10 protein-coding genes are annotated in these 14361 nt (G+C 66.7%); 6 read left to right on the top strand and 4 right to left on the bottom strand.

Annotated elements, in window-relative coordinates; translation table 11 throughout:
• Nucleotides 1-187 precede the first annotated feature (187 nt).
• The gene (locus LGM89_RS24950; RefSeq protein ID WP_226274254.1) at nt 188-2461 is read left to right on the top strand and encodes a LamG-like jellyroll fold domain-containing protein; all 2274 of its coding nucleotides are present in this window, start codon (nt 188-190) and stop codon (nt 2459-2461) included.
• A gap of 56 nt (nt 2462-2517) precedes the next feature.
• On the top strand, nt 2518-4842 hold the full coding sequence (locus tag LGM89_RS24955) for a dockerin (protein ID WP_226274256.1): 2325 nt from the start codon (nt 2518-2520) through the stop codon (nt 4840-4842).
• Between the two features lie 251 nt (nt 4843-5093).
• Here the strand turns inward: LGM89_RS24955 and LGM89_RS24960 are convergent, their stop codons facing one another.
• The 3 genes from LGM89_RS24960 to LGM89_RS24970 all read right to left on the bottom strand — a co-directional run bounded on the left by LGM89_RS24960 (nt 5094) and on the right by LGM89_RS24970 (nt 8055).
• Nucleotides 5094-6194 carry a sigma-54 interaction domain-containing protein gene (locus tag LGM89_RS24960; RefSeq protein ID WP_226274258.1) on the bottom strand — a complete coding sequence of 367 codons (1101 nt, stop codon included), beginning with the start codon at nt 6192-6194 and terminating at the stop codon, nt 5094-5096.
• The gene (locus LGM89_RS24965; RefSeq protein WP_413227482.1) at nt 6191-7423 is read right to left on the bottom strand and encodes an acyl-CoA dehydrogenase family protein; all 1233 of its coding nucleotides are present in this window, start codon (nt 7421-7423) and stop codon (nt 6191-6193) included. Before LGM89_RS24965 ends, LGM89_RS24960 begins: the two co-directional genes overlap by 4 nt.
• A gap of 380 nt (nt 7424-7803) precedes the next feature.
• Nucleotides 7804-8055, bottom strand: a complete 252-nt coding sequence (locus LGM89_RS24970; RefSeq protein ID WP_226274262.1) for a hypothetical protein — start codon at nt 8053-8055, stop codon at nt 7804-7806.
• Between LGM89_RS24970 and msuE the strand changes: the two genes are divergently transcribed.
• The 4 genes from msuE to LGM89_RS24990 all read left to right on the top strand — a co-directional run bounded on the left by msuE (nt 8039) and on the right by LGM89_RS24990 (nt 12733).
• Nucleotides 8039-8599 carry an FMN reductase gene (msuE, locus tag LGM89_RS24975; RefSeq protein WP_069250299.1) on the top strand — a complete coding sequence of 187 codons (561 nt, stop codon included), beginning with the start codon at nt 8039-8041 and terminating at the stop codon, nt 8597-8599. The two genes, LGM89_RS24970 and msuE, sit on opposite strands and share 17 nt — an antisense overlap.
• Nucleotides 8600-8635: 36 nt before the next feature.
• Nucleotides 8636-9739, top strand: a complete 1104-nt coding sequence (sfnG, locus tag LGM89_RS24980) for a dimethylsulfone monooxygenase SfnG (protein ID WP_226274264.1) — start codon at nt 8636-8638, stop codon at nt 9737-9739.
• A 174-nt stretch (nt 9740-9913) separates the two neighbouring features.
• Nucleotides 9914-11149 (top strand): SfnB family sulfur acquisition oxidoreductase, encoded by a 1236-nt coding sequence (locus LGM89_RS24985; RefSeq protein WP_226274265.1) that lies wholly within the window; start codon nt 9914-9916, stop codon nt 11147-11149.
• A 135-nt stretch (nt 11150-11284) separates the two neighbouring features.
• A complete protein-coding gene (locus LGM89_RS24990; protein WP_226274267.1) occupies nt 11285-12733 on the top strand; it encodes an APC family permease in 1449 nt (482 codons plus the stop codon).
• Between the two features lie 115 nt (nt 12734-12848).
• Here the strand turns inward: LGM89_RS24990 and LGM89_RS24995 are convergent, their stop codons facing one another.
• Nucleotides 12849-14192, bottom strand: a complete 1344-nt coding sequence (locus LGM89_RS24995; protein ID WP_226274269.1) for a PLP-dependent aminotransferase family protein — start codon at nt 14190-14192, stop codon at nt 12849-12851.
• Nucleotides 14193-14361 lie beyond the last annotated feature (169 nt).

The raw sequence follows: 14361 nt of genomic DNA on the forward strand, positions 1-14361 counted from the left end.
TTCCATCACCGATGTGACAAATGCGTGTCATGAGTGAATATGTTTTTTTTCGCTTGATTACCACCCTGTCGCACTGGATAGAATGCTACGCGTTCCTGATGAATACGGAACGGTTCGTACATTTTTTCGCTTCGACCATAGCTAAATAACTGGGGATCCCAACATGCGAGACAACGGAGCATCGACGATGCCATCCGAGGAAATCGTCCCACTCGGCGACATCGAGAATATTGCACGACGCCATTTCGTGATGGGGCTCGGTGCAGCGCTTCTGGCCGGATGTGGCGGCGACGGAAGCGACGTGGTGACAGACGGTGAGCGACCATCGGCGAACGGCATCGGTCAGGCGTCCCGAGGTGCTCCAGCTCCGGACGGTATCGATGCAGGCGCGACGTCGGCAGGCACTGCCCAAACCAGCGCCTTCACGCATCCCGGCTTGCTGCATACCGCCGCGGATTTCGAACGCATGCGCGCTAAAGTCGGCGCCCACGCGTCCCCGTGGATCGACAGCTGGAACGTGCTCGTCGCCAACGGTCACACGCGCCTGACGAATAAGCCGAACCCGCAGGTCGGCATCTATCGCGGCAATGATCCCACGCATGGTCAGAACTACGGCGCGCTCTACAACGATATCGCCGCCGCCTATGGCGACGCGCTGCGCTGGAAGGTGTCGGACGACACACGCTACGCCGACAAAGCCGTGGAGTATCTGGACCAGTGGGCCGCGAAGCTGACGACGCTTGGCGGCAGCGACGTGGCGCTCGCCGCCGGCATCTACGGCTACGAGTTCGCCAACGCAGCCGAAATCATGCGCGGCTACAGCGGCTGGAGTCCGGCCGGGCTTGCCGCGTTTCAGGCCATGATGCGCGATGTCTTCTACCCGGTCAGTCACGCTTTCCTGACCCGTATCGACACCGCGATGGACACGCACTACTGGGCCAACTGGGGCCTGGCCAACATCGCGTGCATCCTGGCCATCGGCGTGCTGTGCGACGATGCCGGGCTCGTCAACGAGGCCGTCACCCATTTCAAGACCGGCGGCAGTAACGGCTGCATCCGGCAAGCCGTGTACTACCTGCACCCCGGCAACCTCGGGCAATGGCAGGAAGCCGGCCGGGACCAGGGCCACAGCACGCTCGGCATTGCATTGACGGGCGCCATTTGCGAGATGGCGTGGAATCAGGGCATCGACCTGTACGGCTATGACAACAATCGCTTTCTGGCGGGCGCGGAATACGTGGCCAAGGCCAACCTGAAGCAGGCCGGCGGCGCGTTCTACACGGTGCCTTTCGTCACGTACCAGAACAGCGCCGGCGTCACCCAGACGCAGTTCGCCGCCGGTGGGCGAGGCGACGCGCTGGGGCGGCCCTGCTGGGCATTGGTGGCCAACCATTACATCAACCGCAAAGGTCTGGCGGCGCCTTATACCAAGCGCGCTGCCGAACTGGTGGCACCGGAAGGTGGCGGCGGCAACTATGGTCCCAACAGTGGCGGCTTCGATCAGCTTGGCTACGGCACGCTCACTTGCACGCTCGACCCGGGCACCCCCGCCGCCACGCCGACCGGCCTGACCGGCTACGCGAGCGCGGGCAAGGCGGTGCTGTCATGGTGGGGCAGCAGCAACGCCGTCAGCTACAACGTGAAGCGCGCCACCATTGCCGGCGGGCCGTACAAAACCATTCAGAGCGGGATCACCGATCTGCTGACCTATACGGATCTGCCAGCCGCTGCCGGCACGTATTTTTACGTCGTGACAGCGCAAACGATTGCGGGTGAATCGGCGCCCTCCAACGAAGTGAAAGTGATCACGGCGCAGCAGTTGCTCACGCACCTCACGTTTGACGAAGGCAGCGGCACCACGGCCGCCGATAGCTCGGGCAACAGGCGCAATGGCACGCTCAACGGCGCAACGTGGGCAGCGGGGCACAGCGGTAACGCGGTCTCGCTCAACGGCTCGGGCGCGTATGTCGCGTTGCCCGACGATTTGCTGGTCGACGTGTCGGACTTCACCATCGCCTCCTGGGTGTTCTGGAACGGCGCGCAAACGTGGGCACGCCTGTTCGACTTCGGCACGGGCTTCCACCGCTACATGATGTTCACGCCGCGCGCGCAGTTGCGCAACGGCTGGGCCGGCATGCGCTTCGCGATGACAGCCAACGGCCCCGGTGACGGCCCGCCGGAGCAGATCATCGACGCCCCCACCGAGCTGCCGAGCAAGCGATGGGTGCATGTGGCCGTCACGCTATCGGGTTCGACCGGCACGATCTACGTGGACGGCACGCCCGTCAGCACCAACACGGCGATGTTCCAGGCGCCGTTCCGCTTGGGCAGTACCACGCAGAACTGGCTGGGCAAATCGCAATACAGTGCCGACGCCACGTTCCACGGCCTGATCGACGATTTCCGCCTCTATCGCGGTGCGCTCAACGCTGCGCAGATTGCGTCGCTCATGACGAGTTGATCACGCAGGGCCCGACGGCGGGCCTTGCGATGGACCTCTTTCTTTAAGGACTTCCGATGACCGTGTTTTCTCAACGATGGATTGCCGCTGCGGCGATCGCGTGTGCGTTATGGGGCTGTGGCGACGGATCCGATAGCACGACAGGTGTGACCCATGCGGGCGCCAATCGTAGCCAGATCGGCGGAAATGGCAGCGGCAGCAACCTGCCGGCGGCCAGCTGGACCAGCGTCAAGTGGGGTGGCGGCGGCTATGTGACCGGCCTGATCTACCATCCCGTCAACGCGAGCCTGCTGTACGCACGTACCGACGTTGGCGGCGCGTACCGCTGGAACGCGACCAACTCGACGTGGACGCCCATCACCGACGGCATCGGTTTCGGCTCGGGCGAGGGCGATTTCCACGGCGTCGAAAGCCTCGCGCTCGACCCGAACAACGATCAGCTCGTCTACATGGTGACCGGCATTACCGTGACGCAGGGTCACAACGGCCGCATCTACATCTCGAGCAACCGCGGCGACACCTGGACGCACTACGACCTGCCGTTCCCGGTGGGCGGCAACGACAACGGCCGCGCCACGGGCGAGCGCCTGCAGGTCGACCCCAACAATCCGTCGACGCTGTTCTACGGATCGCGCACGGCCGGCCTGTGGAAGAGTGCCGATTCGGGCCGCACCTGGACGCAGGTCACCGGTCTGTCCTCCACCACGATCAGCGGCGGCAGTTCCCCGATCGGCGTCGAACAGGTGATCTTCGATACGTCGGGCAAGGGCAGCGGCCAGCCGACCTGGATCATGTGGGCCACCGTCGCCCCGGATTACGCCAACGCGGCGGGCCTGACGTCGACCCTGTACAAGTCCACCAACGGCGGCTTCTCGTGGACGCCGGTGCCTGTCCCGCCGACGGTGTCCGGCTACTACATCCCGCACGTCGTGCGCACGTCCGACGGCAACTTCTACGTGGTGTTCAACGCGGGCGTCGGCCAGGGCATCGGCGGACCGAGCTATCTCTACAAGTTCGGCGGAAGCAACGACAGCAACTGGACGCTGCTCAACCGCTCCAACAGCAACGGCTTTGGCGGCCTGTCCGTCTCCGGTCTGGGCGCGTCCGCGCGCATCGCACTGGGCCTGACCGGCTGGAGCGACACCAGCAAGACCATCCAGTTATCCGACGACGGTGGCAGCACGTGGCGCGAGATCGAGGCCGGCATGCCGCATACCGGCACTGCCTCGGGTGGCTGCGCCGGCTGGGTCGAGAGCGTCGCCATCGACCCTGCCAATCGCGATCACGTCATGCACGTCCACGGCGGCGGCATTTGCGAAACCATGAACGCCTCGTCGCCCACGCCAACCTGGCGCCCCAAGGTCGACAACCTCGAGGAAACCGTGACGCTCGCGCTCGTCACGGCGCCGCCCGGCGCGTCGTACAACTTCATCAACAGCGCCGGCGACATCGGCACGTGGATCAATACGGACCTCTCGACGAGGCCGACGAAAGGCCCGTTGAACACGTGGAGCAGCGGCAATTCGGCCGACATGTCATGGTCCGATCCGACGTACATCGCCGCCGCGGGCGTCGACAACGCCAACGGCCATGCGACCAAGGGCTTCTGGTCCGGCGACGGCGGCAATAGCTGGGCGACGTTCGCGTCGCTGCCCACCGGCGCCGCGGCAAGCCAGAGCAACGTGGGCAACCTGGTCGTCCCGTCCCGTAACAACGTGACCTGGGCACCGCCGGACTCGGTGCCGTCGTACACGACAAACAATGGCGCCAGCTGGACGGCGACCAACCTGCCGGCGTTCGGTGCCACATGGAACGGCTTCCCGCGTGCCTACCGCCTGGCCGCGGACCGCAAGAACCCGAACAAGGTCTATGCGTACGACTCCGGCGGCGCACCGTGGAGCTGGCAGCGCGGCAAGATCTACGTCTCGAACGACGGCGGCCACACGTTCGCGCTGAGCCAGGGCTCGGTGAACGCGAACCTGGCCTGGAATGCATGGGGGGAGACGTCGATGGTGGTCAATCCGAACGCGGAGGGTGATCTCTGGCTGGCCGACGGCACGGCCGTGTACCACTCGGTGGACTCGGGGGCAACCTGGACGAAGCTCGGCGTCTTTGCGTCGACCAATGGTACGCCGGGCGCCACCGTGATCGCCCTGGGCAGGGCACCGACCGGTTCGTCGTACTCGGCCGCGGTCTATGTGGAAGGCACATCGAACGGCGTCTGGGGCATTTACCATTCCGATGATGGGGGTGCAACGTGGGCACGCTTCAACGATGACGCCCACCAATTCGGCGGCTCCGGCGTGATGGCCGGCGACTGGAACACGTATGGCAGGATTTACGTCAACGGCGCCGCTCGCGGTCTGATCTATAGCAATTGAAGTTGAGCGACCGTAAGGGGGCCATTCTCGACGTCGATGTCACGGCGCGCTGACCAACGAGCATGGGTGTCCACCGATTGGGGAGGTGGACACCTGTGGACGACAAAGACGTTGAGTTGATCGTTTACCGCTACGGTACGATCGCCTGCTCAAGCTCCGGCTCGGGCCGCGATACATCAGGTTTGAACGTTGATGCACAGAACGCTGCGCGATCACGCCGGAGCGAGGCAGCGGTGCGCCCCCATACGCGACTACTTCATCGCCGCAATTTCCTTCGCGCGAATCAACCGCGCCCGCAGCACGTTGCGGCTGATGCCGAGCAGCCGTGCGGCCTGGATCTGGTTGCGGTGGCTGAATTCGAACGCGACGCGCATCACGGTGTCCTCGATGCGCTCGAACAGATTGCCGTGATCCTCGTCGAACAGGTCGCGCAGCGCGCGTTCGAGCGCGGCTTGTGCGCCGGTGGCCGGGTCGGGTTCCGGCGCCGACGTACTCGAGGCGGCCGTCGGCACACCCGGCGACGCGATATGCAGATCGGCCTCCTGCAGCGAGTCGTTCCGACTCACGAGCAACGCGTGATGGATCACGTTCTCGAGTTCGCGGATGTTGCCCGGCCAGCTGTGTGCCTCGAGCCGGCGCTCGGCGCGCGGGTCGATGCTGCGCGGCCCGTAGCCGAGGCGGCTGCGGTAGTCGTCGAAGAAGTGGCGTGCGAGCGGCAGGATGTCGCCCGGGCGTTCGCGCAGCGTCGGCACCGCGAGCTGCACGACGTTGAGCCGGTAGAACAGGTCGCCGCGAAACTGCCCGTTCGCGACGGCCTGCTGCAGATCCACGTTGGTCGCGGCAACCACGCGCACGTCGATCGGCACGCCGGTGCGCGAACCGAGCCGCACGACCTCGCGCTCCTGCAGCACGCGCAGCAGCTTGACCTGCATCGACAGCGGCAGGTCGCCGATCTCGTCGAGAAACAGCGTGCCGCCGTTCGCGGCCTCGAACCAGCCGGGCTTCGCGCTGAACGCGCCGGTAAACGCGCCTTTCTCGTGGCCGAACAGTTCGCTCTCGACGAGCGTCTCGGAGAAGGCGCCGCAGTTCACCGCGATGAACGGCCCGCTGCTGCGGCGGCTGAGGCCATGCACGTGGCGCGCGATCAGTTCCTTGCCGGTGCCGGTCTCGCCGACGATCAGCACGTTCGCGTCGCTCGGCGCGACCAGACGAATCCGGTCGAGCAGCGCGACCGAGCGCGGATCGACGAACACCTGCGCGCGGGCACGAATGGATGTCGCGAGCGCGGGGCGGTCGGGCAGCGTGAGGACGGGCGCGGCGTCGGGCCACGCATCGGTAGGGGTGTGATTCACGAGTAGAAGCCCGGCGTCGGATAGGTTCGCTTGAGCGCCCATTCGCCGATCTCGCGAATCTTGTACGCGAGCGGGTCGTGGAGCGTGTGGGTGCGCAGGTTGCGCCAATGTCGGTCGAGCCGCAGCGCGCCGTGCGTCGCGCGGGCGCCGGCGACGTCGAACATCCGCGTGCAGAGATCGAGGCCGGTGCGCGCGGCCGACACCTTCGCGGCGGCCGTGGCGAGCGCGACCTGGCCGCGCTCCGCCTGGGTGAGCGCCGCATCGCGCGACCATGCGGCGTCGAGCCGGTCCGCCGCGCGATCGGCGAGCACGCGCGCGGCTTCGAGCCCGACCCAGAATTCGCCGTACTGGCCGAGGATGTACGGATCGTCGCCGGTGCTCGCGACCTGCGCGCCGGGCCACGGCCGCGCCTCGTGCAGCGTGTAGTGGCGCGCGTCGTTGAACGCGGCTTCGGCGATGCCGAGATACACGTTCGTCAGCACGAGCTGCGCGACGAGCGGGCGCAGGCACGCGAACGGCGTCGACAGCGGGCCGGGGTCCGTCAGCAGTTCGTGATCCTCGACGCGCACCTTCTCGAACGTGACCGTGCCGCTGTCGGTCTGGCGCTGGCCGATGTTGTTCCAGTCGTCGGCGATCGAGATGCCGCTGCGCTGTGTCGGCACTGCCGCGATCAGGAATGCGCGCGTCTGCGCATCGTGCGCGGACGCGATCAGCATCTGCGAATCGAGCGCCCCCGAGCAAAAACTCTTCTGGCCGCTGAATTCATGCCATGCGCCGCGCGAGCGGCTGATCGTGCGCGCGTCGAGCGGATTCAGCGCATTGCCCCAGAACCACCGCTGGCGCGCGGTGCGTTCGAACCACGATTCCCACTGCGCGGGCGCGCCGAACAACCGCACCGTTGCGAGCATCAAGTGGTGGAAACCGAACACGTGCGCGAGCGAACTGTCGGCGGCCGCGAGCACGCGGACGACGTCGAGCGTCGTGCGCCAGCTCGCGCCGAGGCCGCCGTAGGCGGCGGGGATGCTCAGCGCGAGCAGGCCGCTGTCGCGCAACTGATCGCGCTCGGCCTTCGGCGTGCCGCCCTGCAGGTCGCGCTCGGCCGCGGTGCGTGCAAAGCCGGCCGCCAGGCGCTCGGCGATTTGCAGCGCGTCAGGGGGAGCGGGTTCGTCGCGGGGCGGCACGACGACGCGCAGGCCTTCCGCGCGCGGCGATACGGAAATGGGTGTCATGGCGATGAATGTGTCGGGTGGCTGCACGAAATCGGTCAGGCCGCGGCGGGCGTTGCTGGCCGGGTGCTGCGTGATCAGCAGAGTGTTCAACGTTTCGCGCAACGCGGGAAACATCGATTTCTGATAACCAATGCGGGATTGCTGCGCTGGACGCAGTCGCGCACGGCACGGTCGCGCGGCACGGCGATCGGCGGCACGCAACGCGACGATGCGGCAGCCATGCCGGCGCTACTGCAACGGTGGGAGGCGTCGCGCCGGCGCGTGAACGGGAAAAGCGGGCGCCAACGCGTGCCGATGGACGTCGTGCGCCTGCCGGAATCCGTGTCGAAGCGGAAATACCTGCCTGCCGCACATCGCACTGCTGATCACGCAGCAGCGGATCAGCAGCGTTGTTTCCTCGAGTTCATCGCACTGTGGAATATGGTTGTGACGCCATCGCTGGCACGCTTATCGACGTGCGCGAACAACGGCGGCGCCGCGACTGGCGGTCGATCGCGATGCATTTCGTCATGCAGACGATCGGTTTCCCGCTCGATCATCGAAATGGCACGCTCCTTGCTGACCCATGACGTGATGGGTGCGTCGGCACCCGACTCGACAATGGGAATGCAACCGATGAGCAATGCAATCAACGTGGTCGCGATATCGGGCGGCCTGCAACGGCCGTCGCGCACGCTGGCGCTGACCGATGCGATCGTCGCGGCGCTCGGCGCCGCGCTGCCGATCGAAACACGGCTGATCGAACTCGGCGAGATCGGTGGCCGGCTGGCCGGCGCGCTGACGCGCGCGCAGGTGCCGGCCGACCTCGACGCGCAGATCCGCGCGATCGAGACGGCCGATGCGCTCGTCGTCGCGAGCCCCGTGTATCGCGCGTCGTACACGGGCCTCTTCAAGCACCTGTTCGACCTCGTGCATCACGAAGCGCTGATCGACGTGCCCGTGCTGCTCGCGGCCACCGGCGGCAGCGAGCGTCATGCGCTCGTGATCGATCATCAGCTCCGCCCGCTGTTCAGCTTCTTCCAGGCCCGCACGCTGCCGATCGGCGTGTATGCGTCCGAAAGCGATTTCGACCAGTACCAGATCACGAACCCGGCGCTGCGCGCGCGTATCGCGCTCGCCGTCGATCGCGCGGTGCCGCAACTGCGCCCGCATGCGCTTTCCGTCGCGGCCGCGTAGGCCGCCTGCGTTTTCTTTTCCGACCAGGACACACTCATGAGCCATCCCGACTCTTCCGCCGACGGCGTCAAGTTCGCCTACTGGGTGCCGAACGTCAGCGGCGGCCTCGTCGTCAGCACGATCGAGCAGCGCACCGACTGGAGCCTCGAATACAACCAGCAGCTCGCGCGCACGGCCGAGGCGGCCGGCTTCGACTACGCGCTGAGCCAGATCCGCTTCACGGCCGGCTACGGCGCCGAATACCAGCACGAGTCGGTGTCGTTCAGCCAGGCGCTGCTGCATGCGACGACGAAGCTCAAGGTGCTCGCCGCGATCCTGCCGGGGCCGTGGCATCCGGCCGTGGTCGCGAAGCAGCTCGCGACGATCGACCACATCTCGAACGGGCGCATCGCGATCAACGTCGTGAGCGGCTGGTTCAAGGGCGAATTCACCGCGATCGGCGAGCCGTGGCTCGAGCACGACGAACGCTATCGGCGCTCGAAGGAATTCATCCAGGCGCTGAAGGGCATCTGGACGCAGGACAACTTCACGTTCAAGGGCGATTTCTACCGCTTCAACGACTACACGCTGAGCCCGAAGCCGGTGCAGAAGCCGCATCCGGAGATCTTCCAGGGCGGCAGCTCGCGGGCGGCGCGCGACAACGCGGCGAGCGTGTCGGACTGGTACTTCACGAACGGCAATACGCCGGAGAACCTGAAGGCGCAGATCGACGACATCCGCGCGAAGGCGGCGGCGAACAACCATCGCGTGCGGATCGGCGTCAACGCGTTCGTGATCGCGCGCGATACCGAGGAAGAGGCGAAGGCCGTGCTCGACGACATCATCCGGCACGCGCACGTCGAGGCCGTGCACGCGTTCGGCGACGCGGTGAAGCAAGCCGGCAAGGCATCGCCCGAAGGCGACGGCAACTGGGCGAAGTCGACGTTCGAGGATCTCGTGCAGTACAACGACGGCTTCCGCACGAACCTGATCGGCACGCCGCAGCAGATCGCCGAGCGCATCGTCGCGCTGAAGGCGATCGGTGTCGACCTCGTGCTCGCGGGGTTCCTGCATTTCATCGAGGAAGTCGAGTACTTCGGCCAACGCGTGCTGCCGCTCGTGCGCGAACTCGAGGCGCAGCGGCAGGCGGTTGCCGCGTGATGCGGGGGCCGGTGCGCGGCGCGCATTCACGCATGCCGCGCGCAGGCCGACCGACCGGATGACGTCGGCCGCTCTAGCGGGTCATCCAGGTTTTACGTTTCGGATATCGAAATAGGAGGCTGGCGCAGGCTTTACGGCACCGCCGGCCGGTTCATGAGTTTTGCCGGAAATCACATGTCCACGGAAATCATCGAAGCAAACGTGCAACCGCAAGCGGGCACCCCACACGCTCCCGTTCCCGTCATCGGCTCGGATGCCGAGGCACTCGACGTCGCGCACCAGGTCGCGGCACGACTGGCCGAGCACGCCGCGTTGCGCGACCGCGAGCGGAAGCTGCCGTTCGACGAGATCGAGCTGTTCTCGTCGAGCGGCCTGTGGGGCATCACCGTGCCGCGCGAATACGGCGGCGCGGAGGTGTCGAACGTGACGCTCGCGGAAGTGATCGCGATCGTTTCGCAGGCCGACCCCTCGCTCGGCCAGATCCCGCAGAACCACTATTGCCTGATCGAGGACATCCGCCTCGAAGGCAGCGACGCGCAGAAGCGCTTCTTCTTCGATCTCGTGCTGAAGGGCACCCGCTATGGGAACGCGTTCTCGGAAGCGGGCGGCAAGAACGTGCTCGATATCCAGACGCGTGTGCGCCGCGACGGCGACGCGTTCGTGCTGAACGGCCGCAAGTTCTATTCGACCGGCACGCTGTTCGCGCACTGGATTCCGGTGCTCGCGCTCGACGAGTCGGACCAGGCCGTGCTCGCGTTCGTGCGGCAGGGCGCGCCCGGGTTGACGGTCGTGGACGACTGGAGCGGCTTCGGGCAGCGCACGACCGCGAGCGGCACGGTGATCGTCGAGAACGTGCGCGTGAGCCCGTTCGAAATCTTCCACACGCAGCGTTCGTACGACCGCCCGACCTTCGCGGGCCCGTTCGCGCAGATCACGACCGCCGCGATCGACCTCGGCATTGCGCGCGCGGCGCTGCAGGACACGATCGCGTTCGTGCAGCAGCATGCGCGCCCGTGGATCGACAGCGGCGTCGAACGCGCGAGCGAGGATCCGCTGACGGTCGCGCAGATCGGCGACATCGCGTACCGCTTGCATGCGGCCGAAGCGCTGCTCGCGCGCTCGGGGCGCTTCGTCGATGCGGCGAAACGCGAGCCGAGCGAGGAAACGGTGGCGCAGGCCGCGATCGCGGTGGGCGAGGCGAAGATCGCGACGACCGAGGTGTCGCTGCTCGCGGCGAGCAAGCTGTTCGAGCTCGGCGGCAGCAAGTCGACGCTCGCGAAATACAACTTCGACCGCCACTGGCGCAACGCGCGCGTGCATACGCTGCACGACCCGGTGCGCTGGAAGTATCACGCGATCGGCAACTACTACCTCAACGGCGTGAAGCCCGCGCGCCATTCCTGGAATTAGCCGGATCGTGCCGGCGTATTTCCCGCGACGAAACATGGGCGAGGAAACCCGGTGGCCGCATTGTCCTCATTGGCAGCTAGCACCACTGTATAGGCGGCCTGCGCGGCCTTGCTTCATTCCTGACGAGATAAATCGATGAGTCATCCAGCAAGCACCGCGCAGGCATTGCCTGCGCACCCTACCGTGCCGCAGGCAGGCGGCCTTCGGCGCAACTATCTGAGCCTGCCCGAGCTGATCGCGCAGTCGATCGGCCTCGTCGGCGTGTCGGGCGGGATCGGCGTGCTGATCCCCGCCGTCTTCGCGACGGCCGGCAACGGCACGTGGCTGGCCTACCTGTTCGCGATCGTCGCGCTGTTGTTCGCGTCGTGGAGCATCTCGGTGTTCGCGCGCGATTCGGCGTCGCCGGGCGCGCTGTATGCGTACGTGTCGGCCGGCATCGGGCCGGTCTGGGGCGCGATCTGCGGGTGGTCGCTGCTGATCGCCTATGCGGTGGCCGCCGCGGGCATCCTGCAGGGGACGATCAACACGTTTCTGGTGCTGGGCCGCGAGACCGGGCTGCTCGGCAGCGCGACGCCGCTCGGCGCGGTGCTCGGGCTCACGGTCGTCACCGCGTTCGCCGCGTGGTACATCGCGTTTCGCGACATCCGGCTGTCCACGCGCTTCACGCTGTTCGTCGAACTCGCGACGCTGCTGCTGATCGCCGTCGTCGTGGTCGGGACGATCGCGTTCGGCGGGCATCCGGTCGATCGCGCGCAACTGACGCTGGAAGGCGTGAAGCCGACGCAGTTGCAGCTCGGGATGGTGCTCGCGTTCTTCAGCTTCACCGGGTTCGAGAGTGCGACCGTGCTCGGCGCGGAGGCGCGTGACCCGTTCCGCGCGATTCCGCGCGCGGTGCTGATCAGCGTCGTCGGGCCGGCGATCCTGTTCGTGATCGGCGCGTACGGGATGGTGAGCGCGTTCCACGGGCAGACGCCGCCGCTCGATCAGGTCGACGGCCCGCTCGCGGTGCTCGCGCATCGGCTCGGGGCCGGCTGGGTCGGCGTGCTGATCGATGCGGGCGTGGCGCTGAGTTTCTTCGCGGCGTTCTTCTCGTCGATCAATGCGGCGGCGCGGATCGTCTATGCGTTCGGGCGGCAGGGCGTGCTGCATGCGTCGACGGGCCAGGCGCACGAGCGGAATGCGACGCCGCACGTCGCGGTGGCGCTGATCGCGGTGCTGGCGCTGGTGACCGCGCTGGTGTTCACTGCGCGCGGCACCGCGCTGCTCGATTCGTATGGTTATCTCAGTTCGATCGCGACGTACGGCTGGCTGCTTGCGTACGTGCTGGTGGCGATCGGCGCGCCGCTTTATCTGCGCCGGCAGCGCCGGCTGCGTGCGCGGCATGTGGTGATCAGCGTCGTGGCGGTCGTGCTGCTCGCGATTCCGCTGGCCGGCAGCGTGTATCCGGTGCCGGCGGGCGTCTATGCGTGGCTGCCTTATGTGTTCGTCGTACTGCTGGCGATCGGACTCGGGTGGTTCCTGGTGCTGCGCGTCCGGTTTCCGGAACGGCTGCGCGAGCTGGAGGCCGAGCTGCTGACGAAGTGACGAAGTGACGAAGTGACGGCGTGGCGCCGCTGGCGGGTGGTCGGCGGTGACGGCTTGATATTGATCCGGATACCGAATCAGGGAGGCGGTGCATACCGACGCATCCGCGCGCTGCTTACTCGGTCGCGTCGAAATCGTCCTCCCGGCCGTTCAGCATCGCGGTCAGCGTGCGCAGGCCGGCATCGAGCTGATCCATGCTCGGCGCGGCCAGCGCGAGCCGGACTGCGTTCGGCGCATGGCCGGACGACACGGCGAAGGTGGTCGACGGCGTCAGCCCGATGTCGCGCCGGGCCGCGGCTGCGACGAGGGCTTGCGAACGCCAGTGCGTCGGCAACGTCAGCCACAGGTGATAGCACTTGCCGTTGGTCCGGACATCGAAACCCGCGAGGCGCTCGATCGCCAGCGCCTGACGCGCGCTGGCGTCGATGCGTTTCAATCTCGCGAGTTCGGCCACGGTGCCGTCGCGCATCAATCGCTGCGCGGCTGCAAACGCGAACCCGGAAGCAGTCCATCCCCCCGAGCGTACCGACGCCATCACGCTTTCGCGCAGCCGCGGCGGCGGCACGATGAAGCCGAGGGTCAGGCCTGGCGTGACCCGCTTGGACAGGCTGTCGATCACGATGCAGGCATCCGGAGCGAGTGCGGCCAGCGGCGGCTCGTCGCCGAGAAAGCCGTAAACGTTGTCTTCGATGACCGGTATGTCGAGCTTGTCGACGACACGCAGCAGGTCGGCGCGGCGAGCGGCGCTCATCGTCGTGCCCAGCGGATTCTGGATGGCTGGCTGAACGTAGATCGCCGACAGCCTGGCCTCGCGGTGAGCCTTTTGCACGGCGTCGGGCCGAACGCCGTCTTCGTCCATCGCCAGCGGCACCAGCGAGATCCCCAGCTTGGCCGCGATGCCCTTGATGAACGGGTAGGTCAGTGCTTCCACGCCACAGCGCCCGCCGGTCGGCACGACCGCGGCAACGGCCGCGGCGATGCTTTGCCGCCCGTTGCCGGTAAACACCAGCTGGTCGGGCGACGGGGCCCATTCATGCTGCGCCAGATACGCGGCGGCAACGCCTCGGATGGCCGGGGTCCCGGTACTCGTCGCTTCGCGTAACGCGGCGTCGAGCTCAGCAGGTCGGTGCAATCCGCGCAGGCTTCTGGTGATCAACGCGGTCTGGGCCGGGACGGTCGGGTAGTTGAACTCGAGATCGATCCGAACGCCGCGCGGCTCGCCCGGCGCAGCAGCCCCGCGTCGCGTCTCGCCCGACACGAAAGTGCCCCGGCCGACTTCACCGACCACCAGGCCGCGGCGCAGCAGTTCCGCATAAACCCGTCCCGCCGTCGATGCGGCGATGGCATGCAGGTCAGCGAAATGACGCTGCGGAGGCAGGCGGTCGCCCGGCCTGAGCGTGCCGTCGGCAATCTGGGCGGCGATCGCGTCCGCCAATTGCAGATACTCGGAATTCGACATGGATTGCACCGATAACAATGATTATTGCACCGAGGTCAATGTTTTAATTGCACTGAGTTGAACGGCGGTGCATTCTGCTTTCATCAAGTCGATTGTACCGGGGCTGACATGCTTGTGCGGCCCGTGCGGCCAACGGTGCGTTGGTGTACCGCGTCTCCCCGGCATCCCA

Source organism: Burkholderia sp. AU31624 (genome assembly GCF_020420065.1).
In the GTDB taxonomy this organism is placed as follows: Bacteria; Pseudomonadota; Gammaproteobacteria; order Burkholderiales; family Burkholderiaceae; genus Burkholderia.

Bases quoted from the DNA above. Each gene is read 5' to 3' on its own strand.
- LGM89_RS24950 (WP_226274254.1), top strand. From the start codon at position 188: ATGCCATCCGAGGAAATCGTCCCACTCGGCGACATCGAGAATATTGCA.
- LGM89_RS24955 (WP_226274256.1), top strand. From the start codon at position 2,518: ATGACCGTGTTTTCTCAACGATGGATTGCCGCTGCGGCGATCGCGTGT.
- LGM89_RS24965 (WP_413227482.1), bottom strand. From the start codon at position 7,423: ATGACACCCATTTCCGTATCGCCGCGCGCGGAAGGCCTGCGCGTCGTC.
- msuE (WP_069250299.1), top strand. From the start codon at position 8,039: ATGAGCAATGCAATCAACGTGGTCGCGATATCGGGCGGCCTGCAACGG.
- sfnG (WP_226274264.1), top strand. From the start codon at position 8,636: ATGAGCCATCCCGACTCTTCCGCCGACGGCGTCAAGTTCGCCTACTGG.
- LGM89_RS24985 (WP_226274265.1), top strand. From the start codon at position 9,914: ATGTCCACGGAAATCATCGAAGCAAACGTGCAACCGCAAGCGGGCACC.
- LGM89_RS24990 (WP_226274267.1), top strand. From the start codon at position 11,285: ATGAGTCATCCAGCAAGCACCGCGCAGGCATTGCCTGCGCACCCTACC.
- LGM89_RS24995 (WP_226274269.1), bottom strand. From the start codon at position 14,192: ATGTCGAATTCCGAGTATCTGCAATTGGCGGACGCGATCGCCGCCCAG.